The following is a 23644-nucleotide window of genomic DNA, read 5'->3' as shown; positions in this document are numbered from 1 at the left end:
CGCAACCGCGCGGCCCTTATTGTTCAATCAACTGCGTTTATTCACCGGCAGCGTCTTGACCGCGCCGCTGGCGATCAACTCGGCCAGCTCGGCGACGTCGAGCAACGCGCACATGTGTTCGATCACGGTGCCCGCCAGCCAAGGCCGTTGGCCCCGGTGGCTGCGCCATTTGATTTCATTCGGGTCCAGGCGCAACGAGCGGCTGACCTGATGCACCGCCAGCCCCCACTCGTAGCCCTGCACCGAGATCACGTATTGCAGGCCCTGGCGAAAATCATCGCGGTAGCGGTCGGGCATCACCCAGCGCGCGGTGTCCAGCACCTTGAGGTTGCCGGCCTGGCTGGGCAGGATGCCGAGGAACCATTCCGGTTGCCCGAACAGCGGCGTCAGTTCCTGGCCTTCCAGGGAATAGATCGAGCCCAGGCACACCAGCGGCACCGCCAGGGTCAACCCGGCGACGTCGAACAACAGGCATTCGAACGGCTCGGCGGCCCAGGCCGGGCGATCATCGCCGGCCACCGGCGGCGGCGTGATGCTGGGCGGCAGGTGCACTTCCACCACCGGCTCGACCACGACAGGGGCAACGACCACCGGCTCGACCACCACGGGCACGACAACTGCCGGGGCGATCGGCACCACCACCGGCGCGGTCACGACCTGCGCATCGCGGGCCTGCTCTTCCAGCACCGCCAACTGGAATTCATCCAGGGTGCTTTCCGGCGCCAGGGCCGGTTCCAATACCAGTATCGGCTGCTCTTCCTCGGTCGCATCCTGCAGCAGGGCATCCAGGTAGGATTCCAGTGCCAGTTGCGGCCGGGTCTTGAGTTCGATGGGACGGTTCATCACGCCACCTGCGCGACAAGCTGCTGGGACAGCAGGTGCTTGAGCAACGCGCGGTAAGCCAGCACGCCACGGCTTTTACCGTCGAACTGCGACGGGGTCAGGCCGGCGCGGCTGGCGTCACGCAGGCGCGTGTCCACCGGGATGTAGCCATTCCAGATGGTGTCCGGGTAGGCATCGCGCAGCACGCGCAAGGTGCCCAGCGACGCCTGGGTGCGACGGTCGAACAGGGTCGGCACGATGCTGAACGGCAGCGCCTGCTTGCGCGAGCGGTTGATCATCGCCAGGGTACTGACCATGCGCTCCAGGCCTTTGACCGCGAGGTGCTCGGTCTGCACCGGGATCACCAGTTGCTGGCTGGCCGCCAAGGCGTTGACCATCAGCACGCCGAGCAACGGCGGGCTGTCGATGATCGCGTAGTCGAAGTCCTGCCACAGTTGCGCCAGGGTCTTGGCGATCACCAGGCCCAGGCCGCTCTGCCCCGGCGACTGGCGCTCGAGGGTGGCCAGCGCGGTGCTCGACGGCAGCAGGGAAATACTCTCGTTGCTGGTGGGCAACAGCAGTTGCCCGGGCAGGTCGGCCGGCACGCTGCCCTTGTGCAGGAACAGGTCGTAGCAGCTGTGCTCCAGCGCATCCGGGTCGTAGCCGAAATAGCTGGTCATGGAGCCATGCGGGTCCAGGTCCACTACGACCACACGCTTGCCCGCCTCGGCCAGCAAACCGGCTAAGGCGATGGAGGTGGTGGTCTTGCCGACTCCACCTTTTTGATTGGCAACTGCCCAGACTCTCATTCGGATGGTTCCTCCCGGCAGGCACAGGCGCGACCGAGACATTGCATAAGGTTATTGAGCCGGCGACGGAGAATTGACGGCACTCTGACGCACCGGCGGCTTTGCAGGGGCCGGTGCAGTTTGTGTGCCAGCCCGCTTCAAGGCCGCGTCCGGTGTTGCATTGGCGGTGCCGGTACCGGTCAGGCTGCGGCGCACATCCAGGTTGCGCGAGACCACCAGTACCACCCGGCGGTTGCGCGCGCGGCCTTCCACCGTGGCGTTGTTGGCCACCGGCTGGAACTCGCCATAGCCCACGGAGGCCAGGCGCCCGGGGTTCACGCCCTGCATCGCGAGCATGCGCACGATGCTCGCGGCCCGCGCCGACGACAGCTCCCAGTTGGTCGGGTACTGCGCGGTGCTGATCGGGAAATTGTCGGTAAAGCCTTCCACGTGGATCGGGTTTTCGAACGGCCTGAGGATCGCCGCCACCTTGTCGATGATGGTGAACGCCTGGTCGCTGGGCATTGCATCGGCACTGGCGAACAGCAGGCTGGAGTTGAGTTCGATCTCCACCCACAACTCATTGCCGCGCACGGTCATCTGGTTGGAACTGATCAGGTCGCCGAACGCGGCGCTGATGTCGTCGGCGATGCTTTTCAGCGGGTCGCTGGTGCCGCCCACGCCGGCGGCGGTTTCATCGCTGTCATTGACCAGCGGCTTGGCCGGGGTCACGGTCTTGGGCCGTTCCTCGCCAATGGGGATCGGCTTCAGGGCACGGTCGGCGTCGTTGAACACCCCGATCAGCGCCTGGGAAATGACTTTGTACTTGCCTTCGTTGATCGACGAGATGGAGTACATCACCACGAAAAACGCGAACAGCAAGGTGATGAAGTCCGCGTAGGACACCAGCCAGCGTTCGTGGTTGACGTGCTCTTCAGGCTCGCGACGGCGACGGCTCACAGGCTGACACCTCTCTGTACGTAAATCATGTGGCCGCTCGCCACAAGTCGATAGCCATGTTCATCAATCCATGAAGCCCTGGAGCTTCAATTCGATCGACCGCGGGTTCTCACCCTCGGCAATCGACAGGATGCCTTCGAGCAACATCTCGCGGTAACGCGACTGGCGCATGGCGATGGACTTGAGCTTGCTGGCCACCGGCAGCAGCACCAGGTTGGCACTCGCGACACCGTAGATGGTGGCCACGAACGCCACTGCAATGCCGCTGCCCAGTTGCGACGGGTCGGCCAGGTTGCCCATCACGTGGATCAGGCCCATCACCGCACCGATAATGCCGATGGTCGGCGCGTAGCCGCCCATGCTTTCAAAGACTTTGGCAGCGTTGATGTCGCGGCTTTCCTGGGTGTAGAAATCCACTTCCAGGATGCTGCGGATCGCTTCCGGCTCGGCGCCGTCCACCAGCAGTTGCAGGCCTTTGCGCGCGTAGCTGTCGGGCTCGGCATCGGCCACGCCTTCCAGGCCGAGCAGGCCTTCCTTGCGGGCGGTGAGGCTCCAGTTGACCACGCGGTCGATGCCGCCGGGCAGGTCCACGCGTGGCGGGAAAATAATCCACACCAGGATCTGCATGGCGCGCTTGAACGAACTCAAGGGCGACTGCAACAGGGCCGCGCCGACCGTGCCGCCGATCACGATCAAGGCCGCCGGGCCGTTGGCCAGGGCGCCGAGGTGGCCGCCTTCGAGGTAGTTGCCGCCGATGATCGCGACAAACGCCATGATGATGCCGATCAGGCTCAATACATCCATCAGAGGCAGGCCTCCACCAGATGCTTGCCGATCTCGTCCAGGCTGTAGACGGCGTCGGCCAGGTCAGCCTTGACGATCGCCATCGGCATGCCATAGATCACGCAGCTGGCTTCGTCCTGGGCCCAGATCGCGCTGCCGCCCTGCTTGAGCAGGCGTGCGCCTTCACGGCCATCGGCGCCCATGCCGGTGAGCACCACCGCCAGAACTTTGTCGCCGTAGGACTTGGCCGCCGAACCGAAGGTGATGTCCACGCACGGCTTGTAGTTGAGGCGCTCGTCGCCCGGCAGGATTTTGATCGCACCACGCCCGTCGACCATCATCTGCTTGCCACCCGGCGCCAGCAGCGCCAGGCCTGGACGCAGGATGTCGCCATCCTCGGCTTCCTTGACGCTGATGCGGCAGAGCTTGTCCAGGCGTTCGGCAAAGGCCTTGGTGAAGGCCGCCGGCATGTGCTGGATCAACACGATCGGCGCCGGGAAGTTGGCCGGCAATTGCGTCAACACGCGCTGCAAGGCCACCGGGCCGCCGGTGGAAGTACCGATGGCGACCAGCTTGTAGGCCTTGCGCTTGGGCGCGGGCGAATGGGCGCTGGGCGCCGGAGCGCGGACCGGGGCCACGGCAGGCCGAGCCACCGGGGCGGGCGCAGGCGCAGGTCGACCAAACGCAGGGGCCGGGGCCGGCGCCGCAACCGGTGCAGGTGCAGGTGCAGGCGTGCTGAACAGGCTGCGACGGTTACTGCGGGAAATGCTGTGGACTTTCTCGCACAGCAGTTGCTTGACCTTCTCGGGGTTGCGCGAGATGTCTTCGAAATTCTTCGGCAGGAAGTCCACCGCGCCGGCATCCAGCGCATCCAGGGTGACCCGGGCGCCTTCGTGGGTGAGCGAGGAGAACATCAACACCGGGGTCGGGCAGCGCTGCATGATGTGACGGACAGCCGTGATGCCATCCATCATCGGCATCTCGTAGTCCATGGTGATCACGTCGGGCTTCAACGCGATAGCCTGATCGATCGCCTCTTTGCCGTTGGTGGCCGTGCCGATCACTTGAATCGTTGGATCGGCGGAAAGAATTTCCGAGACGCGGCGGCGGAAGAAACCCGAATCGTCCACCACCAGGACCTTGACTACCATAAACACTCCGTTAGACGGGGCGGGCAAACCGCCCTGCCCCACCAGAATCAAATACGCCGAGCGGCGTAACGCTTGAGCATGCTCGGAACATCCAGAATCAGCGCGATCCGACCGTCACCGGTGATGGTCGCACCCGACATGCCCGGGGTTCCCTGCAGCATTTTGCCCAAAGGCTTGATAACCACTTCTTCCTGGCCCACCAGTTGATCGACCACGAAGCCGATACGCTGGGTGCCCACGGAGAGAATCACCACATGGCCTTCGCGCTGCTCTTCATGCTTGGCCGATGCCACCAGCCAGCGCTTGAGGTAGAACAGTGGCAACGCCTTGTCGCGCACGATCACCACTTCCTGGCCGTCCACCACGTTGGTGCGCGACAGGTCGAGGTGGAAAATTTCGTTGACGTTGACCAGCGGGAAGGCGAAGGCCTGGTTGCCCAGCATCACCATCAGGGTCGGCATGATCGCCAGGGTCAACGGCACCTTGATGACGATCTTCGAACCCTGGCCCTTGGTCGAGTAGATGTTGATCGAGCCGTTGAGCTGGCTGATCTTGGTCTTCACCACGTCCATGCCGACGCCACGGCCGGACACGTCGGAAATCTCGGTCTTGGTCGAGAAGCCCGGGGCGAAGATCAGGTTGTAGCACTCGGTGTCGGTCAGGCGGTCGGCGGCGTCCTTGTCCATCACGCCACGCTTGACCGCGATATTGCGCAGGATGGTCGGGTCCATGCCCTTGCCGTCATCGGTGATCGACAGCAGGATGTGGTCACCCTCCTGCTCGGCCGCCAGAATCACTTTGCCGTTGCGCGACTTGCCCGAAGCTTCGCGCTCTTCCGGGGTTTCGACGCCGTGGTCGACGGCGTTGCGCACCAAGTGGACCAGCGGATCGGCCAGGGCCTCGACCAGGTTCTTGTCGAGGTCGGTCTCTTCGCCCACCAGTTCCAGGTTGATCTCTTTCTTGAGCTGGCGTGCCAGGTCGCGAACCAGGCGCGGGAAGCGCCCGAAGACTTTCTTGATCGGCTGCATCCGCGTCTTCATCACGGCGGTCTGCAGGTCGGCGGTGACCACGTCGAGGTTCGACACGGCCTTTTGCATGGCTTCATCGCCACTGCTCAGGCCCAGGCGCACCAGGCGGTTACGCACCAGCACCAGTTCGCCGACCATGTTCATGATGTCGTCCAGGCGCGCGGTATCGACGCGCACGGTGGTTTCGGCTTCACTGGCCGGCTTCTCGGCCACGGCAGCGGCCGGCGCGCGAGCAGCAGCCGGGGCGGCGGCAGGTGCCGGGGCCGGCTTGGCAGCAGCAGGTGCAGCGGCCTTGGCCGGCGCCGGTTTGGCCGCCACCGGGGTGGCGGTCGCGGCAGCTGCCGGAGCCACTTCGCTGAACTTGCCCTTGCCGTGCAATTCGTCGAGCAGGGATTCGAACTCGTGGTCGCTGATCAGACCGTCGCCCGCAGGTTCTGCCGCAGCGGACGGCGCAGTGGCAGTCGCGGCGACTTCCGGCAAGGCGTCGGCCGCGAAGGTGCCTTTGCCATGCAGTTGGTCGAGCAGTGCTTCGAATTCGTCATCGGTGATGTCGGTGCTGGTCGACGCGGCAGGCGCATCCACAGCGGCGGCAGGGGCCACGGCGTCGGCCGCAAACTGGCCTTTGCCGTGCAACTGGTCGAGCAGGGATTCAAATTCTGCGTCGGTAATGTCTTCGCTGGTCGGCGCTTGTGGCGCGGCTGCAGCAGGCGCTTCAGCCTCGGCTTTCACCGCGTTGAGGGAGTTGAGCAACTGCTCGAACTCGCTGTCCGTCACATCCGCTTCAGGCTCTGCCACAGGCGCAGGCTCAGCCTGCGCCACGGGCGCTGCCGAGGTGTCGGCCGGCTCTGCCAGGCGCGCCAGGGCGGCGAGCAGTTCCGGGGTGGCCGCAGTGATCGGGGCACGTTCGCGGACTTCGCTGAACATGCCGTTGACCGCATCCAGTGCTTCGAGAATCACGTCCATCAATTCCGAGTCAACGTGACGCTCACCCTTGCGCAGGATGTCGAACACGTTCTCGGCGATGTGGCAGCACTCCACCAGCTCATGGAGCTGGAGGAAGCCGGCGCCCCCTTTTACAGTGTGAAAACCGCGAAAAATTGCATTGAGCAGGTTCGCATCATCCGGACGGCTTTCCAGCTCGACCAGTTGCTCGGACAGTTGCTCTAAAATTTCGCCGGCCTCTACAAGGAAATCCTGAAGGATTTCTTCATCGGCGCCGAAGCTCATGTGGGTGCTCCTTAGAAGCCTAAACTGGATAACAGGTCATCTACGTCATCCTGACCTGACACAACGTCTTCACGTTTATCGGCATGAATCTGCGGACCTTCACCCTTGGCGAGATGTTTTTGTGGATCTTTTTCCGAGAGGATCGCTTCACGGTCATGTTCGATGCCGGCAAAACGGTCTACCTGGCCGGCCATGAGCACCAGTTTGAGCAGGTTGCTTTCCACTTCGGTGACCAACTGGGTCACACGCTTGATCACCTGGCCGGTGAGGTCCTGGTAATCCTGGGCCAGCAGAATGTCATTGAGGTTGCTGGAAACCGTGCGGTTTTCCTGCTCGCTGCGTGACAAGAATCCGTCGACCCGACGCGCCAGTTCCCGAAATTCCTCAGCCCCCACCTCGCGGCGCATGAAGCGGCCCCAATCGTGGCTCAGGGCCTGGGCTTCGGTGGCCATGCCATTGACCAGGGGCGTGGCGTTTTCCACCAGGTCCATGGTGCGATTGGCCGCTGCTTCAGTCAGCCTGACCACATAGGACAGGCGTTCGGTCGCGTCGGTGATTTGCGAAATTTCTTCGGCCTGGGGCATGTGCGGGTCAATCTGGAAATTGACAATCGCACTGTGCAGCTCGCGTGTGAGCTTGCCCACTTCCTGATACAGGCCGCGGTCACGGGTCTGGTTGAGCTCATGGATTAACTGCACCGCGTCGCCGAACTGGCCTTTTTCAAGGCTGTCGACCAACTGGTGAGCATGCTTTTTCAGGGTCGACTCAAAGTCTCCCTGTGACGTTTCTTTATGCTCCATAGCTCCCCCGCGATGGCATTAGCCGTGGATGCGTTCGAAGATTTTTTCGATCTTCTCTTTCAAGGCCAATGCAGTGAATGGCTTGACCACGTAACCGTTGACCCCGGCTTGGGCGGCTTCGATGATCTGCTCACGCTTGGCTTCGGCGGTCACCATCAGCACGGGAAGGCTGCGCAGTTTTTCGTCGGCGCGCACATGGCGCAGCAAGTCGATACCGGTCATGCCCGGCATGTTCCAGTCCGTTACCAGAAAGTCGATGCTCCCGCTGTTGAGGATCGGAATCGCCGTAATGCCGTCATCCGCCTCGACCGTGTTAGTGAACCCAAGGTCACGCAACAGGTTTTTTATGATCCGCCGCATCGTTGAGAAGTCATCAACGATGAGGATTTTCATGTTCTTGTCCAATTCGACCTCCAAGCAGTCTTAAACGCGCCCAGCACCTGGACGCGCCATTTCAATCAACAGGCATTACACAAAAAGGACTGCCGGGGGCACCACGGGCCGATCCCGCGAGGGTCAATCACCCTCGCGGTGTGGTTTGCAGTGCTCCCCAACACTGCCTGTCAGCGCGCTCGCCACTCTCCCAAACGCCCCCGCAAGCGGGCTGCGCACTGGCTGTGCAACTGGCTGACCCGCGATTCGCTGACTCCCAGGACCTCACCGATTTCCTTGAGGTTCAGCTCTTCATCGTAGTACAGCGCCAACACCAGTCGCTCACGCTCCGGCAAATTGGCAATCGCGTCCGCCAACGCACCCTGGAAGCGTTCATCCTCCAGGTCGCGCGACGGCTCCAGATGAGCACTCGCGCCGTCCTCGTGCAGCCCTTCGTGTTCGCCGTCCTGCAACAGGTCGTCGAAACTGAACAGGCGGCTGCCCAAGGTATCGTTCAAAATCCCGTAGTAATCGTCGAGACTCAATTGGAGTTCGGCCGCAACTTCGTGATCTTTAGCGTCGCGACCGGTTTTTGCTTCAATTGCGCGAATTGCGTCACTGACCATGCGCGTATTGCGATGCACCGAACGCGGCGCCCAGTCACCTTTACGCACTTCATCGAGCATCGCGCCACGGATGCGGATACCCGCATACGTCTCGAAACTCGCGCCCTTGCTCGCGTCGTATTTGGTCGACACTTCGAGCAGGCCGATCATGCCCGCCTGGATCAGGTCTTCGACCTGGACGCTGGCGGGCAGGCGTGCCAGCAAGTGATAAGCGATGCGCTTGACCAGCGGCGCATAGCGCTCGATCAATTCACCCTGGCTGTCACGTGCCGATTTCTTGTAAAGGTTGTAGCCGCTGGATGTCATAGCACCGGTCCTGCGCTCGTCTGATGCACCAATCGCTCGACGAAAAACTCCAGATGCCCCCGAGGGTTGGCAGGCAACGGCCAGGTATCGACCTTCTGGGCAATAGCCTTGAACGCCAAGGCGCATTTGGAACGAGGGAACGCTTCGTAGACTGCACGCTGCTTTTGCACAGCCTTGCGTACACACTCGTCGTAGGGAACTGCGCCGACGTATTGTAAGGCGACATCGAGGAAGCGATCCGTGACCTTGGTCAACTTGGCGAACAGATTGCGCCCTTCCTGTGGACTCTGGGCCATGTTGGCCAGCACGCGGAAGCGGTTCATGCCGTAGTCACGGTTAAGCAGTTTGATCAGGGCATAGGCGTCGGTGATCGAGGTGGGTTCATCGCAGACCACCAACAGGACTTCCTGCGCAGCGCGCACGAAGCTGACCACGGACTCGCCGATCCCGGCGGCGGTGTCGATCACCAGCACGTCGAGGTTGTCGCCGATATCGCTGAACGCCTGGATCAGGCCGGCATGCTGCGCCGGGCTCAGGTGCACCATGCTCTGGGTGCCGGAGGCGGCCGGCACGATGCGGATACCGCCAGGGCCCTGCAGCAGCACGTCGCGCAGCTCGCAGCGCCCTTCGATCACATCGGCAAGCGTGTGTTTGGGCGTCAGCCCCAGCAGAACGTCGACGTTCGCCAGCCCCAGGTCAGCATCCAGCAGCATGACGCGACGGCCAAGCTCTGCCAGGGCCAGGGACAAATTCACTGACACGTTAGTTTTCCCGACGCCACCTTTGCCGCCGGTCACCGCGATCACCTGTACGGGATGCATGCTGCCCATTTTATTTCTTTACCTTGTCTTGCTTAGACGCAGGCTACATGGCTTGGCCGCGTGAATCGCTTGCAGACCATCGATGTAGGTACATTTCACGGTGTTCATCCTGCCCTCAACCCACCCGCTTTGCCGGGCTGTGATAGAGGTCGGCGAACATATCGGCCATCGCTTCCTCGCTAGGCTCTTCTTGCATTTGCACGCTGACTGCACGGCTGACCAACTGATGACGGCGCGGCAGATGCAGATCATCCGGAATCCGCGGGCCGTCGGTCAGGTAGGCGACCGGCAACTCATGACTGATGGCCAGGCTCAACACCTCGCCCAGGCTCGCGGTTTCGTCGAGCTTGGTGAGGATGCAGCCGGCCAGGCCGCAGCGTTTGTAGCTATGGTACGCAGCGGTAAGAACCTGTTTCTGGCTGGTGGTTGCAAGCACCAGGTAATTTTTCGACTTGATGCCGCGCCCGGCCAGGCTTTCCAGCTGCATGCGCAACGCCGGGTCGCTGGCTTGCAGGCCGGCGGTATCGATCAGCACCACGCGCTTGCGCAGCAGCGGGTCGAGGGCGTTGGCCAGGGATTGGCCCGGGTCGACATGGGTCACCGACACATTGAGGATCCGACCCAAGGTCTTGAGCTGCTCCTGGGCACCGATACGGTAGCTGTCCATGCTCACCAGCGCGATATTCTGCGCGCCGTACTTGAGCACGTAACGGGCGGCCAGCTTGGCCAGGGTGGTGGTCTTGCCCATGCCGGCAGGGCCGACCATGGCGATCACACCGCCCTCTTCCAGCGGCTCGATTTCCGGGGTGACGATCATCCGCGCCAAGTGGGCCAGCAACATGCGCCAGGCCTGGCGAGGTTCTTCGATTTCAGTGGTCAGGGCCAGCAGGTCGCGCGACAACGGGCCGGACAGGCCGATGCGTTGCAGGCGACGCCACAGGTTGGCCTGTTGCGGCTTGCTGCCTTGCAGCTGGTTCCAGGCGAGGGAGCCGAGTTGCACTTCCAGCAGCTCGCGCAGGCCATTGAGTTCAAATCGCATCGAGTCGAACACGCGCTGGTCGACTGCGGCGGCCGGGGCCGGCGCTGCAGGACGCGGGGGTTCAACGAAGGTCGGCTCGACCAGCGGCTCGGCAGCGGTCAGCGGCAGGCCGGCGAACAACTGGCGGTTGGTGGTGGCGTCGCTGTCGCCACGCATGCTCAGTTCGGCCTGGGCCGAGACAATGCGCGAGGCCGTCTTGCGCAGCTCGTCTTCGAGTTCCATGTTCGGGACGCGCGGGGCCAGGGCCTGGGGAGTGTAATCCAGGGCAGCCGTCAGCTCGACACCGCCGGCAATACGACGGTTACCGATAATCGCGGCGTCGGCGCCCAGCTCATCACGAACCAGTTTCATGGCCTGACGCATATCGGCGGCGAAAAAACGCTTAACTTGCATAACCCACTACCCTCAGCCGTTGGGCCCTACTGTCGCGACGATAGTCACTTGCTTGTTGTCAGGAATTTCCTGATAAGCCAAAACGTGCAAATTCGGTACTGCCAGGCGCCCAAACCGCGACAACATCGCCCGGACGGGGCCGGCCACCAGCAGGATCACTGGTTGGCCCTGCATTTCCTGGCGCTGCGCGGCATCGATCAACGAACGCTGCAGCTTCTCAGCCATGCTTGGCTCCAGCAGAACGCCCTCTTCCTGGCCTTGTCCTGCCTTCTGAATACTATTGAGCAATATTTGTTCCAACCTTGGTTCCAAGGTGATCACAGGCAGCTCAGAGTCAAGCCCTACAATGCTTTGGACGATTGCGCGCGACAATCCGACGCGCACCGCAGCCACCAGGGCGGCAGTATCTTGACTCTTGGCGGCATTGTTGGCGATAGCCTCGGCAATGCTGCGGATATCGCGTACCGGCACCTGCTCGGCCAGCAGCGCCTGCAGCACCTTGAGCAGTTGCGACAGCGACAGCACGCCCGGCACCAGTTCTTCGGCGAGTTTTGGCGAGGCTTTGCCAAGCAAACCCATCAATTGCTGGACTTCTTCGTGGCCGATCAGCTCATGGGAGTGCTTGTACAGAATCTGGTTGAGGTGGGTGGCGACCACGGTACTGGCGTCCACCACGGTGTAGCCCAGGGACTGCGCCTGGCTGCGTTGGCTGATTTCGATCCACACCGCGTCCAGGCCAAAAGCCGGATCTTTGGCGGTAATGCCGTTGAGACTGCCGAATACCTGCCCCGGGTTGATCGCCAGTTCGCGATCCGGGTAGATCTCGGCTTCGGCCAGGATCACCCCCATCAGGGTCAGGCGGTAGGCGCTGGGGGCCAGGTCGAGGTTGTCGCGGATATGCACGGTGGGCATCAGGAAGCCCAGGTCCTGCGAGAGCTTCTTGCGCACCCCCTTGATCCGCGCGAGCAATTGGCCACCCTGGTTGCGGTCGACCAGCGGGATCAGGCGGTAGCCGACTTCCAGGCCGATCATGTCGATTGGAGTCACGTCGTCCCAGCCCAACTCCTTGGTTTCCTGGGCCCGGGCCGGCGACGGCAGCAGTTCCTGCTGGCGCGCGATTTCCTGCTGGGCCTGGACCTTGACCGCGTTCTGCTTCTTCCAGAACAGGTAGGCACCGCCGGCCGCCATGGCCGCCATGCTCAGGAACGACACGTGGGGCATGCCCGGCACGATGCCCATGATCGCCATGATGCCCGCCGCCACGGCCAGGGCCTTGGGCGAGGCGAACATCTGGCGACTGATCTGCTTGCCCATGTCTTCGGAGCCCGAAGCACGGGTCACCATGATCGCGGCAGCTGTGGATAACAACAGTGATGGCAATTGCGCCACTAAACCGTCACCAATGGTCAGCAAGGCGTACACCTTGCCGGCATCGCCGAAGGTCATGCCGTGCTGGAAGATCCCGACCGCCATGCCGCCGATCAGGTTGATGAACAGAATCAGCAGGCCGGCGATGGCGTCACCGCGCACGAATTTGCTGGCACCGTCCATGGAGCCGTAGAACTCGGCTTCCTGGGCCACTTCCAGACGGCGCGACTTGGCCTGGTTCTGGTCAATGAGGCCGGCGTTGAGGTCGGCGTCGATGGCCATCTGTTTGCCGGGCATGGCGTCGAGGGTAAAGCGCGCGCTCACCTCGGAAATACGCCCGGCGCCCTTGGTCACCACCACGAAGTTGATGATCATGAGGATCGCGAAGACCACGATACCCACCACGTAGTTGCCGCCGATCACCACCTCACCGAAGGCCTGGATCACCTTACCGGCGGCGGCGTGGCCGTCCTGGCCGTGGAGCATCACCACGCGCGTCGACGCCACGTTGAGCGCCAGGCGCAACAGGGTCGCCACCAGCAGGATGGTCGGGAATACCGCAAAATCCAGCGGTCGCAGAGCGTATACGCAGACCAGCAACACCACCACGGACAGGGCAATGTTGAAGGTGAAGAACACGTCCAGCAGGAACGGCGGCATCGGCAACATCATCATTGCCAGCATCACCAGCAACAACAACGGCACACCCAGATTGCCCCGCGAGAGGTCAGTCAGGGTCGTACGGGCCGTGCCGAGCATTTGAGAGCGATCCACCACCGGTATTCCTCGTTTCCTTGAAGCAAACTTTTGACGCCGGGAGGCGTCCTGGAGGCGGTATTGCAAGAAGCCTTCCAACTTTGGTTTCAGGGCGACGATCGTCGAGGGGAACGCGTTTCAAATGCAGGAGCTTGCCTGCGGTGGCGGTGTACCGGTCACCTGAAGGGCCAGGCTGAGCTCAGTCATCGCAGGCAAGCCAGCTCCCACATTATTGGTCGGTGGACACACCGCCAACAGCCAGGCATGCATGCCGCTAGATAAGTTTGATATGGAACGCATACACCCCTTGAGGGCAATGGATCCTCACGAACTGCACGCGCAAGCCTTTCTTGAGCCAGATGCCGGCTGAGCCGGTGCGATCCACATGCACCGGCTCGTCGTCGCCATCCAGCGCAATCAGGCCTTTTCCGGTTTTTCGGCTGTAGGATTTGATCGTTCCCGTCACCGCTTCCATCACTACGCCCTCTGCATCGCTGGATGACCTGTGCACAGTAGGGAGCCATGGAAGCGCGAGAGGACGGCGCTGGCTACTGTCAAAGTTGACAGGTAGACGAGGGTTGCCGACGAGTGGTAGCGGTCGAAGCGGGCAGGCTTGTTGTAGCGAACGCATTCACTGTGGTGAGCGGGCTTGCCCCGCGCTGGGCTGCGAAGCAGCCCTGAAACCTGGCGACTCGGTCTGACTGTTGGACCGCGGTGGCTGGATTGGGAGCGCTTCGCACTCCAACGCGGGGCAAGCCCGCTCGCCACAAAAAGCCCGCGACCCACAACAAGCCTTATCACCACAAAAAGCCCGCTACCCACAACAAGCCCGCTCACCACAAAGAGCGCATCAGCCGAGCAGTCAGGAATCGCGGCGCAGCTCCGGCGGAATGGGCAGGTCCTTGAGCGGATCGGGCCGCTTGCCCTTGCCCGCGCGGTACTGGCGAATCTGATAGACATACGCCAACACCTGGGCCACGGCCAGGTACAGCCCGGCGGGGATTTCCTGGTCGAGGTCGGTGGAGTAGAAGATCGATCGTGCCAGCTCCGGCGATTCCAGCAGCAGGATGTCGTTGGCCACGGCGATTTCGCGGATTTTAAGCGCGGTGAAGTCGCTGCCCTTGGCCAGCAGCATCGGCGCGCCGCCCTTCTCCGGGTCGTACTTGAGGGCCACGGCGTAGTGCGTCGGGTTGGTGATGACCACGTCGGCGTCGGGCACCGAGGCCATCATCTTGCGCTGCGACATTTCCCGCTGCAGCTGGCGAATGCGCTGCTTGACCTCGGGACGACCCTCTTGGTCCTTGTGCTCGTCGCGGACTTCCTGCTTGGTCATCAGCAGTTTCTTGTGGCTTTCCCACAGCTGGATCGGCGCATCCACCGCCGCGATGATGATCAACCCGGCCGCCATCCACAGCGCACTCCAGCCGACCACCTGCACACTGTGGATGATTGCCGACTCCAGCGGTTCGTGGGCGATGCGCAGCAAATCGTCGATATCCGACGACAACACCGTCAAGGCCACGAATAGAATCAGGATGAACTTGGCCAACGCCTTGAGCAGCTCCACCAGCGCCTTGGCGGAAAACATGCGCTTGAGCCCGGCCGCCGGGTTCATCCGGCTGAACTTGGGCGCCATGCTGCCGGCGGCGAACAACCAGCCGCCCAGGGCGACCGGGCCGATCAAGGCGGCCAGCAGCAAAGTGATCAGAATCGGCTGCACCGCCAGGATCGCGATTTTGCCCGAGTGCAGCAGGTATTGACCCATCGAATCGGGATTGAGCAGCACCTCGCGTGGCAAGGTGAAGTTGTGCTTCATCAACTCCAGCAAGTCCAACGCCAGGCCGCCGCCGTAAATCAGCAAGCCGCCCGCGCCGGCCATCATGGTCGCAACGGTATTCAGCTCTTTGGAGCGCGCAATCTCGCCCTTTTCCCTGGAGTCCTTTTTGCGTTTCTCCGTGGGGTCTTCTGTTTTGTCCTGACCACTCTCGCTCTCGGCCATGGCTCAGCGCGCCCGTGCCAGATCACGTAAGAACTGCAGGGCGTCGGTCGCCAGCGGTTGATACTGATTGAGAATGTCAGCCAGGCCGACCCAGAAAATCCCCATGCCCAACACCAGGGTCAACGGGAAGCCGATCGAGAAGATGTTCAGTTGCGGCGCCGCGCGGGTCATCACGCCGAACGCGATGTTGACCACCAGCAACGCGGTGATTGCCGGCAGCACCAGCAACAGCGAGGCGCCCAGCACCCAACCGAGGCGCCCGACCACTTCCCAGAAATGATTGACCACCAGGCCCGAGCCCACCGGCAAGGTGGTGAAGCTTTCGGTCAGCACCTCGAACACCACCAGGTGGCCATTCATGGCCAGGAACAGCAACGTCACCAGCATGGTCAGGAACTGCCCGATCACCGCTGCCGACACGCCGTTGGTGGGGTCGACCATGGACGCGAAGCCCATGCCCATCTGGATCGAGATGATTTGCCCGGCAATCACGAATGCCTGGAAGAACAGCTGCAGGGAGAAGCCCAGCAACGCGCCGATCAGGATCTGCTCGGCGATCAACATCAGCGCACTGAGGTCCAGCGCATTGACCGGCGGCATGGCCGGCAAGCCCGGCGTGATCACCACGGTAATCGCCACCGCGAAGTACAGGCGCACGCGACGCGGGACCAGGGTGGTGCCGAACACCGGCATGCTCATCAGCACCGCCGTCACGCGAAACAGCGGCAGGATGAAGGAGGCCACCCAGGTGCTGATCTGGGTGTCGGTCAATGCCAGCAAAGACTGCATCGGGTCAGCCGATCAACTGCGGAATACTGCCGTACAACTGCAGGATGTATTCCATGAAGGTCTGCACCAGCCAGGGACCGGCAACGATCAGGGTGATCAGCATCACCAGCAAGCGCGGAAGGAAGCTCAAGGTCTGTTCGTTGATCTGGGTCGCGGCCTGGAACATCGCCACCAGCAGGCCGACCAACAGGCTCGGCACCACCAGCACGGCGACCATCATGGTGGTCAGCCACAGCGCTTCACGGAACAGGTCGACGGCAACTTCTGGGGTCATGGCCCTACACTCCGCCGAAACTGCCGGCCAGGGTGCCGATAATCAGCGCCCAGCCGTCCACCAGCACAAACAGCATGATCTTGAACGGCAACGAGATGATCAGCGGCGACAGCATCATCATCCCCATGGCCATCAGCACGCTCGCCACCACCAGGTCGATGATCAGGAACGGGATAAAGATCATGAAGCCGATCTGGAACGCGGTCTTCAGCTCCGACGTGACAAACGCCGGGACCAGGATGGTCAGCGGCGCCTGGTCCGGGGTGGCGATGTCAGTGCGCTTGGACAGGCGCATGAACAGCTCGAGGTCGCTGGAGCGGGTCTGCGACAGCATGAAGTCCTTGATCGGGCCCTGGGCCTTGTCGATCGCGTCCTGGGCGGTCATTTTTTCCGCCAGGTAAGGCTGCAGGGCTTGCTGGTTCACCTTATCGAACACCGGCGCCATGATGAACAGCGTCAGAAACAAGGCCATGCCGGTGAGGATCTGGTTCGACGGCGTCTGCTGCAGGCCCAGGGCCTGGCGCAGGATCGAGAACACAATGATGATCCGCGTGAAGCTGGTCATCAGCATCACGAACGCCGGGATAAAGCTCAGCGCGGTCATGATCAGCAGGATCTGCAGACTGACCGAATACTCCTGGGCCCCCGCCGCGTTGGTGCCCAGCGTAATCGCCGGGATCGACAACGGGTCGGCGCCGAACGCCAGTGGCGCGGCCAGCAACAGCATGAGCGTCAACAAAACGCGCATTACTTCTTATCCTTCTGATCCTTGCCCAGCAACTCCATCAGGCGCTGGGCGAATTCCGGTGTGGTGGCCTGGGTCTGGGCCACGTCCACCGGCGTCTTGAGCACATGCAACGGGGTGATGCGGCCGGGGGTGAGGCCCAGCAGGATCTGTTCCCCACCGACCTGCACCAGCACCAGCCGATCACGCGGGCCGAGGGCGCGCGAGCCGATCATTTCGATCACCTGGGCGTTGCCCGGCCCGACGTTCTGCACGCGGCGCATCAGCCAGGCCAGCACGAAGATCAGCCCGACCACCAGCAACAACCCCAATACCAACTGGGTCAACTGGCCGCCGATGCCGCTGCTCACCACTGGCGCCGCAGCCGCCGCTTGCGCGACCGGCTCAGCCGCCAAGGCGCTCAATGGCAGCGCCGACAACAGTCCCGCCATCGAATACTTCATCTCAGCGCAACTTCTTGATGCGTTCGCTCGGGCTGATCACGTCGGTCAGGCGGATGCCGAACTTCTCGTTGACCACCACCACTTCGCCGTGGGCGATCAGCGTGCCGTTGACCAGCACGTCCAAGGGCTCACCGGCCAGGCGGTCGAGCTCGATCACCGAGCCCTGGTTGAGCTGCAGCAGGTTGCGGATGTTGATTTCGGTGCTGCCGACTTCCATCGAGATCGAGACCGGGATGTCGAGGATCACATCCAGGTTCGGGCCATCGAGGGTCACCGGGTCGTTGTTCTTCGGCACGCTGCCGAATTCTTCCATCGGCAGGCGATTGCCGACCGGTGCGGTGGCCGCGTCGGCCGCCAGCAGTGCGTCGATATCGTCCTGGCCAACATCGCCGGTTTCTTCCAGGGCAGCTGCCCATTCGTCAGCCAGGGCCTGGTCTTCGGCGGAAGTGTTTTCGTGTTCGGTAGCCATTACATGTCCTCGGCGGAGCAAACATTCATAAATTAGGGATCAGCGACGGTTGATCGGCTCAACCACTTGCAAAGCCAGGTTGCCCTTGTGGGACCCCAGCTTGACCTTGAACGACGGCACGCCATTGGCGCGCATGATCATTTCTTCCGGCAACTCGACCGGGATCACGTCCCCCGGCTGCATGTGTAAAATATCTCGCAGACGCAACTGGCGACGGGCCACGGTGGCGCTCAGGGGCACGTCGACGTCGAGCAGGTCTTCGCGCAGGGCCTTGACCCAGCGTTCGTCCTGGTCGTCGAGGTCGGACTGGAAGCCCGCATCGAGCATCTCGCGCACCGGTTCGATCATCGAGTACGGCATGGTCACGTGCAGGTCGCCGCCACCGCCATCGAGTTCGATGTGGAAGGTCGACACCACGATGGCCTCACTGGGGCCGACGATGTTGGCCATGGCCGGGTTCACTTCCGAGTTGATGTACTCGAAATTGACTTCCATGATCGCCTGCCAGGCTTCCTTCAAGTCGATGAAGGCTTGCTCCAGCACCATGCGCACCACCCGCAGTTCGGTCGGGGTGAATTCACGGCCTTCGATCTTGGCGTGACGGCCGTCGCCGCCGAAGAAGTTGTCCACCAGCTTGAACACCAGCTTGGCGTCGAGGATGAACAGCGCGGTGCCGCGCAGCGGCTTGATCTTGACCAGGTTGAGGCTGGTGGGCACGTACAGCGAGTGCACGTATTCACCGAACTTCATCACCTGCACGCCGCCCACCGCCACGTCCGCCGAGCGGCGCAGCATGTTGAACATGCTGATACGGGTGTAGCGGGCAAAACGCTCGTTGATCATTTCCAGGGTCGGCATGCGTCCACGGACGATGCGATCCTGGCTTGTGAGGTCATAACTTTTGACGCTGCCGGGTTCGGCAGCCATTTCGGTCTGTACCAGACCATCGTCCACGCCATGCAGCAGCGCGTCGATTTCATCCTGGGACAGCAGGTCTTGCACGGCCATGTCGTGATCCTACTGCAATACGAAGTTAGTGAAGAGCGCCTGTTCGACCACCACTTTGCCGAGCTCTTTCTGGGCCACTTCCTGCACGCTGGCAGTGACCTTCTGGCGCAGCATTTCCTGGCCCACCGGGGTGGCCAGGGTGTCGAAGCTCTGTCCGGAGAACAGCATCACCAGGTTGTTGCGGATCACCGGCATATGCACCTTGAGGGCATCCAGGTCCGCCTGGTTACGCGCCAGCAAGGTGATGCTCACCTGCAGGTAGCGTTGACGCCCGTTCTGGTTGAAGTTGGCGACAAAGGCCGGGAGCATCGGCTCGAAGATTGCCGGTTGCTTGACGTTACTGGCGGTTTCGGCGGCGGGTGCCGGTTTGCTTGCACTGCTGTGCATGATGTACCAGGTGCCACCCACCGAGGCGCCGATGGCCAGGAGCAGGCCCAGGACTATCAACAGGATAAGCTTGAGCTTTCCTTTGCCTGCGGGTGCTTTTGCTGCGTCGTCGCTCTTCGCCATGCCAATAATCCGTCACTATTCGGGGATTCATAGATCTACGGAAAGGCAAGAGCAAGTGTTATGCCAGAGTTGTCTGGTAATTCAGGAAGAGAGAACACTGCAAATCAAATGTGGGAGCGGGCTTGCTCGCGAAGGCGGTGTGTCAGTCAGCACACATGCAAACTGACACACCGCCTTCGCGAGCAAGCCCGCTCCCACATTTTGGCCTGTGCCAGGCTCAGGATCAGGCGTAGTAGTCGACGGCGCTGGAGCCGATCACGGTAGACGTCACCGGCGCGACGGCCTCAGCTACATCGCCGTGACTGGCATTGTCGCCGTTGTCGCCGCCGCGCCCACCCGTGCCACTCACGCCACGGGTCTGGGCCTGCTGTTGCTGCTGCTCCTGGCCACGGGACTGGTCGGACACGTTGACGTCGACCTGGCCCATGCCTTGCTGGGCGAACATCTCCCGCAGGCGGCCGGACTGGCTTTCCAGCGCTTCACGCACCACCGGGTGGGCGCTCATGAAGTTGACCTGGGCCTGCTGGTCGGCCGTCATGTTGACCTTGATGTCCAGGCGGCCGAGTTCGGCCGGCTGCAACTGGATCTCTGCCGACTTGAGGTTGGCGCTGGAGAGGTACATCACGCGGTTGACGATTTCGTCGGTCCAGCCGCTCTGGTGCATGGCCAGCGGCGCATTGGTCGTGGGCGGCAGCGCATTGGCGGTTTTCGGCGTGGCGGCCTGGGTCAGCGCGGCAAGGCGATTGGCGAAGTCATCGACGCGCGTGTCGCTGCTGGCTTCCTTGAGGTCCTTGAGACCGCCTTCGATCAGCCCGCTGAAGGCCTTCTCGCCGCCGGAGTCAGTGCTGTCCTTGGTGGCTTGCTGGTCGACCATATTGGCCAGGCCGGCGGCAAAGTTCTGCGCGGCCGTCGGCTGGTCCTGGGTCGGCGCCGGGGCGGTTTTTGCCGGTGCCTGGCTGCTGGCCGACACATGCCCGCCCTGCTCCATCGCCAGGCGCACGGCCGGCATCGCATCCAGTGGATCGGCCTCGGGGTCGAACGCCGGCTTGGCTTCCTCGGTGGCCGCGATCGGCGCCGCAACCACCGGCTGGGCGCTGTCGTCCTGGGCGGCTGCCGCCGGTGCCGGGGTTTGCACCGGTACCGGCACAACCACCGGCGTGACCGTGGCAATCAACGCCGGATCGACCACCGGGTCGGTCGGGGGCTGCTGCACCAGGGTTGGATCGACCGGCGCGTCGTCATCGGTGCTGGCACTGTCATCGGACTTGGCCGGCGGCGTGGCAGGCAAGGTATTGCCGCTATCGGCAACCGCTGGCGTGCTGGCGGCAGGCTTGTCGCTGCTGGCGACAGGCTTGGCAGAGTTGTCGGAAGGCTTGTCCCGTGTGGGCTTGGCCGAGTTGTCGTCGGCCTTGATCGCGGGCTTGGCGCCTTGGTTGGCGAACACCTGTGCGAAGCCAGGGCCCTTGTCCCGTGGGTCCGCATCCGCAACCGGCTGCGGGGCGGCGGACGCTTGAGGCTTGGCCGCGGGGGCAGCCTGAAGGAGCGAATTAGGGGCGACTGGCATAGGTAAAGGTCTCCACTGCATGGGGATCGGGGATGCAGTATCGGGAGATAGAGCAAGAGTCGGGCCAGGTTTTACTTGGGCTTGGTTTTGTTGTGTACCTATCCGTTATTCAGGTAACGGCTGAGGGATACGTACACCCCCCCAACTACACGCCAAACCGCTGCCGCTCGGACTCATACAACGGCTTCACCAACGCAAACTCGTGATCAATCTGATCCACCAGCGCCCCCAGGTCCGCCGAGGACTCAACCGACTCGACCTCCAGCCGCTGGCACAACTGCGCCAAACGCACCGCGCCGAGGTTGCCGCTGCTGCCCTTGAAGCTATGGGCGATGCGCCCCAGCGCCTTGGCGTCGTCGCGGGCCTTGCGCAGGGCTTCGACGCGCTTCTGGGAATCATCGAGAAAGGTATCGAGCAGCTTGGGGTACTCGCCTTCCATGACTTCCTGCAAACCCGACAACACGTCAGGGTCCAGATGAATATCAACCACTTGCTCGCTCCTTGATCAAGAATCGGCGGATTATGCCAGAGCCCCCCAGCAAAACTCCACGCAGACACTGCGCCCGCCATCGGACCAGCGTACATCGCTGCTCAACTGGCGGACCAGGCTCAGCCCGCGGCCGGACAGACGGTCGATATCCAACGGCCGGGCCAGCACCTGTTCGACGTCGAACCCCGGCCCGCTGTCTTCCAGGCGCAAGGTCATCTTGCCGCCCGCTTCGGTGGGCACCACCTGCACGTGCACGCGCACATAACCGCTGTTCAGCTGCGCCAGGCGATCGTTGCGCTGACGGTAATACTCGGTAAACCCCTGGGCATCGCGCTTGAGCCGCGAGTCCAGGCCCAGCACGCCATGCTCCAGCGCGTTGGAATACAGCTCGGCCATCACGCTGTAGAGCGCCCCGCTCTGCTCACGCAGGCCGTGGATCTCCAGCAACAGCTGCAGCAGGTAGGGCAACGGGTTGTAGCGCTTGAGGGTTTCGGCGCGAAACTCGAAACTCACCGACCAATCCAGCGGGCACGACTGGCCGCTGTCGGCATACAACGGCCCGGTCGCGCGCAACGACTGGCCGGGCTGCAGGGTGATTTCCACCATGCTCACGTCATCCCGCGCCTCGCCGCGAAAGGCCGCCAGCGCCTGTTCAATGTCCTCGAACAGCCGATCCGGCTCGCGATTGGCGGCGAACACCTGCTGCAAACGCTCGGCGCCAAACAATTGATCATTCGCGTCAGCGGTGTCCAGCACACCATCGGACAGCAGGAACACGCGGTCGCCCAAGGCCATGGGCCAGACTTCGGTGCGATCATCAAAAGCGTCGGCCGAAAGCACGCCCAACGGCAAATGCCGCGACTGCAGCGGCGTGCGCTGGCCACTGGCGACTTCATGCACATAGCCATCGGGCATGCCGCCGTTCCACACCTCCACCACGCGGCGCTGCGTGCTCAGGCACAACAGGGTGGCGCAGCAGAACATGTCCACCGGCAGGATGCGCTTGAGCTTGGCGTTCATCTCGCGCAGGGTCTGCGCCAGGCCGTAGCCCTTGGCGGTCATGCCGTAGAACACTTCCGCCAGCGGCATCGCGCCCACCGCTGCCGGCAGGCCGTGGCCTGTGAAGTCGCCGAGCAGCACGTGCATGTCGCCGGACGGCGTGTAGGCCGCCAGCAGCAAGTCACCGTTGAACAACGCATAGGGCGATTGCAGGTAGCGAATGTTCGGCGCGGCATTGATGCAGCCGGAATGGGCGACCTTGTCGAACACGGCCTTGGCGACCCGCTGCTCATGCAATAGATAGTCGTGGTGCCTGGCGATCAGGTCGCGCTGCTGCAACACGGTGGCCTGCAACCGGCGCAGGCGGTCCATGGCGTTGATCTTCGCGGCCAGGATCAGTTGGTTGTAGGGCTTGGGCAGGAAGTCGTCACCGCCGGCATCCAGGCATTGGGCCAGCGCTTCGCTTTCGCGCAGGGAGGTGAGGAAGATAATCGGCACCAGCGCCTCGCCGGCCAGTTGCTTGATGCGGCGGGCCGCCTCAAAGCCGTCCATCACCGGCATCAGCGCGTCCATCAGCACCAGCTGCGGCCGCTCGCGGGCGAACACCTCAACCGCTTGCGCGCCGTTGGTGGCGGTCAGCACCTGATGGCCCTGACGCCGGATGATCGTCGACAGCAACAACAGGTCGGCGGCGCTGTCTTCGGCGATCAATATGCTCAGCGCTTCAGGAACCGGGGCCAGGACGCTCAAGTGAGGTCGAACAATTTGTCGAAGTTGGAAATGGCGAGGATCTTGCGCACGTCAGAATTACTGTTGATCACCTGGACCTCGGCGTTATCGCCACCCGCATGGTCACGCAGCAGCAGGAGCATGCCCAGGGCCGAGCTGTCCATATAAGTGGTGTGCTTCAAGTCCACCACATAGATCTCGGGCACTTTGTAAAACCGCTCGTAGGCATCACGAAAGGCTTGGTGGCTACCGAAATCGAACCGCCCCTTGATGGTAATCGTCAACTTCGTCCCATCCAGGGATACTTCTGACTCGACTGACATACGACTGCTTCCTTGTCATTGGCAATGTGCAACAAGGTTTAGCAGGCGAAGCGGATCTGAGC

Annotated in this window: 25 protein-coding genes; all 25 read right to left on the bottom strand. The window is 62.6% G+C overall.

Annotation, left to right across the window (positions count from 1 at the left end; genetic code table 11):
* Positions 1 to 27: 27 nt before the first annotated feature.
* Positions 28 to 843 (bottom strand): CheW domain-containing protein, encoded by an 816-nt coding sequence (locus C9990_RS08830; RefSeq protein ID WP_106803040.1) that lies wholly within the window; start codon positions 841 to 843, stop codon positions 28 to 30.
* On the bottom strand, positions 843 to 1631 hold the full coding sequence (locus C9990_RS08825; RefSeq protein ID WP_014719332.1) for a ParA family protein: 789 nt from the start codon (positions 1629 to 1631) through the stop codon (positions 843 to 845). Before C9990_RS08825 ends, C9990_RS08830 begins: the two co-directional genes overlap by 1 nt.
* A gap of 51 nt (positions 1632 to 1682) precedes the next feature.
* A complete protein-coding gene (gene motD / locus C9990_RS08820; RefSeq protein WP_065909838.1) occupies positions 1683 to 2570 on the bottom strand; it encodes a flagellar motor protein MotD in 888 nt (295 codons plus the stop codon).
* Positions 2571 to 2633: 63 nt separating this feature from the next.
* The gene (locus tag C9990_RS08815) at positions 2634 to 3374 is read right to left on the bottom strand and encodes a flagellar motor protein (protein ID WP_010208778.1); all 741 of its coding nucleotides are present in this window, start codon (positions 3372 to 3374) and stop codon (positions 2634 to 2636) included.
* Positions 3374 to 4504: a chemotaxis response regulator protein-glutamate methylesterase gene (locus C9990_RS08810; RefSeq protein ID WP_106803039.1), complete on the bottom strand. Its 1131-nt coding sequence runs from the start codon at positions 4502 to 4504 to the stop codon at positions 3374 to 3376. The genes C9990_RS08815 and C9990_RS08810 overlap by 1 nt, the downstream gene beginning before the upstream one ends.
* 47 nt (positions 4505 to 4551) lie before the next feature.
* Positions 4552 to 6759 (bottom strand): chemotaxis protein CheA, encoded by a 2208-nt coding sequence (locus C9990_RS08805; RefSeq protein WP_106803038.1) that lies wholly within the window; start codon positions 6757 to 6759, stop codon positions 4552 to 4554.
* Between the two features lie 11 nt (positions 6760 to 6770).
* On the bottom strand, positions 6771 to 7559 hold the full coding sequence (locus C9990_RS08800; protein WP_065909831.1) for a protein phosphatase CheZ: 789 nt from the start codon (positions 7557 to 7559) through the stop codon (positions 6771 to 6773).
* 18 nt (positions 7560 to 7577) lie between these two features.
* Positions 7578 to 7952, bottom strand: a complete 375-nt coding sequence (locus tag C9990_RS08795) for a chemotaxis response regulator CheY (protein ID WP_015885173.1) — start codon at positions 7950 to 7952, stop codon at positions 7578 to 7580.
* 170 nt (positions 7953 to 8122) lie between these two features.
* A complete protein-coding gene (gene fliA, locus C9990_RS08790; RefSeq protein WP_065909829.1) occupies positions 8123 to 8863 on the bottom strand; it encodes an RNA polymerase sigma factor FliA in 741 nt (246 codons plus the stop codon).
* Complete coding sequence (fleN, locus tag C9990_RS08785) at positions 8860 to 9693, bottom strand: flagellar synthesis regulator FleN (protein WP_003192912.1); 834 nt, start codon at positions 9691 to 9693, stop codon at positions 8860 to 8862. Before fleN ends, fliA begins: the two co-directional genes overlap by 4 nt.
* 106 nt (positions 9694 to 9799) lie before the next feature.
* Entirely contained in the window at positions 9800 to 11116 is a 1317-nt protein-coding gene (gene flhF, locus C9990_RS08780; RefSeq protein ID WP_065909827.1) for a flagellar biosynthesis protein FlhF, read from the bottom strand.
* A 12-nt stretch (positions 11117 to 11128) separates the two neighbouring features.
* Positions 11129 to 13243, bottom strand: a complete 2115-nt coding sequence (gene flhA / locus C9990_RS08775; protein WP_216864328.1) for a flagellar biosynthesis protein FlhA — start codon at positions 13241 to 13243, stop codon at positions 11129 to 11131.
* Positions 13244 to 13514: 271 nt separating this feature from the next.
* Positions 13515 to 13715, bottom strand: coding sequence for a DNA-binding protein (locus C9990_RS08770; protein ID WP_065909826.1), 201 nt, complete (start codon positions 13713 to 13715; stop codon positions 13515 to 13517).
* 387 nt (positions 13716 to 14102) lie between these two features.
* Positions 14103 to 15239, bottom strand: coding sequence for a flagellar biosynthesis protein FlhB (flhB, locus tag C9990_RS08765; protein WP_065909824.1), 1137 nt, complete (start codon positions 15237 to 15239; stop codon positions 14103 to 14105).
* A 3-nt stretch (positions 15240 to 15242) separates the two neighbouring features.
* Complete coding sequence (gene fliR / locus C9990_RS08760) at positions 15243 to 16028, bottom strand: flagellar biosynthetic protein FliR (RefSeq protein WP_065909822.1); 786 nt, start codon at positions 16026 to 16028, stop codon at positions 15243 to 15245.
* Positions 16029 to 16032: 4 nt separating this feature from the next.
* Complete coding sequence (gene fliQ / locus C9990_RS08755) at positions 16033 to 16302, bottom strand: flagellar biosynthesis protein FliQ (protein ID WP_003214552.1); 270 nt, start codon at positions 16300 to 16302, stop codon at positions 16033 to 16035.
* Positions 16303 to 16306: 4 nt separating this feature from the next.
* Complete coding sequence (gene fliP, locus C9990_RS08750; RefSeq protein ID WP_016976565.1) at positions 16307 to 17050, bottom strand: flagellar type III secretion system pore protein FliP; 744 nt, start codon at positions 17048 to 17050, stop codon at positions 16307 to 16309.
* Positions 17050 to 17490, bottom strand: coding sequence for a flagellar biosynthetic protein FliO (fliO, locus tag C9990_RS08745; protein ID WP_065909820.1), 441 nt, complete (start codon positions 17488 to 17490; stop codon positions 17050 to 17052). Before fliO ends, fliP begins: the two co-directional genes overlap by 1 nt.
* A 1-nt stretch (position 17491) precedes the next feature.
* Positions 17492 to 17959 carry a flagellar motor switch protein FliN gene (fliN, locus tag C9990_RS08740; RefSeq protein WP_003214557.1) on the bottom strand — a complete coding sequence of 156 codons (468 nt, stop codon included), beginning with the start codon at positions 17957 to 17959 and terminating at the stop codon, positions 17492 to 17494.
* A 39-nt stretch (positions 17960 to 17998) separates the two neighbouring features.
* Positions 17999 to 18967, bottom strand: a complete 969-nt coding sequence (gene fliM / locus C9990_RS08735; protein WP_065909818.1) for a flagellar motor switch protein FliM — start codon at positions 18965 to 18967, stop codon at positions 17999 to 18001.
* A 9-nt stretch (positions 18968 to 18976) separates the two neighbouring features.
* Positions 18977 to 19477 (bottom strand): flagellar basal body-associated protein FliL, encoded by a 501-nt coding sequence (gene fliL, locus C9990_RS08730; protein WP_065909816.1) that lies wholly within the window; start codon positions 19475 to 19477, stop codon positions 18977 to 18979.
* Positions 19478 to 19700: 223 nt separating this feature from the next.
* Entirely contained in the window at positions 19701 to 21041 is a 1341-nt protein-coding gene (locus C9990_RS08725) for a flagellar hook-length control protein FliK (RefSeq protein ID WP_106803037.1), read from the bottom strand.
* Positions 21042 to 21186: 145 nt separating this feature from the next.
* Positions 21187 to 21531 carry an Hpt domain-containing protein gene (locus tag C9990_RS08720; protein WP_065909810.1) on the bottom strand — a complete coding sequence of 115 codons (345 nt, stop codon included), beginning with the start codon at positions 21529 to 21531 and terminating at the stop codon, positions 21187 to 21189.
* 30 nt (positions 21532 to 21561) lie between these two features.
* Entirely contained in the window at positions 21562 to 23280 is a 1719-nt protein-coding gene (locus tag C9990_RS08715; protein WP_065909809.1) for a fused response regulator/phosphatase, read from the bottom strand.
* On the bottom strand, positions 23277 to 23582 hold the full coding sequence (locus tag C9990_RS08710) for an STAS domain-containing protein (protein ID WP_106803036.1): 306 nt from the start codon (positions 23580 to 23582) through the stop codon (positions 23277 to 23279). Before C9990_RS08710 ends, C9990_RS08715 begins: the two co-directional genes overlap by 4 nt.
* Between the last annotated feature and the right edge of the window lie 62 nt (positions 23583 to 23644).

It is taken from the genome of Pseudomonas sp. S5D5, assembly GCF_003013355.1.
GTDB classification, from domain to species: domain Bacteria; phylum Pseudomonadota; class Gammaproteobacteria; order Pseudomonadales; family Pseudomonadaceae; genus Aquipseudomonas; species Aquipseudomonas aylmerensis.
Note: the sequence above shows the minus strand (reverse complement) of the source record. Positions and strands in the feature narration are given on the sequence as shown.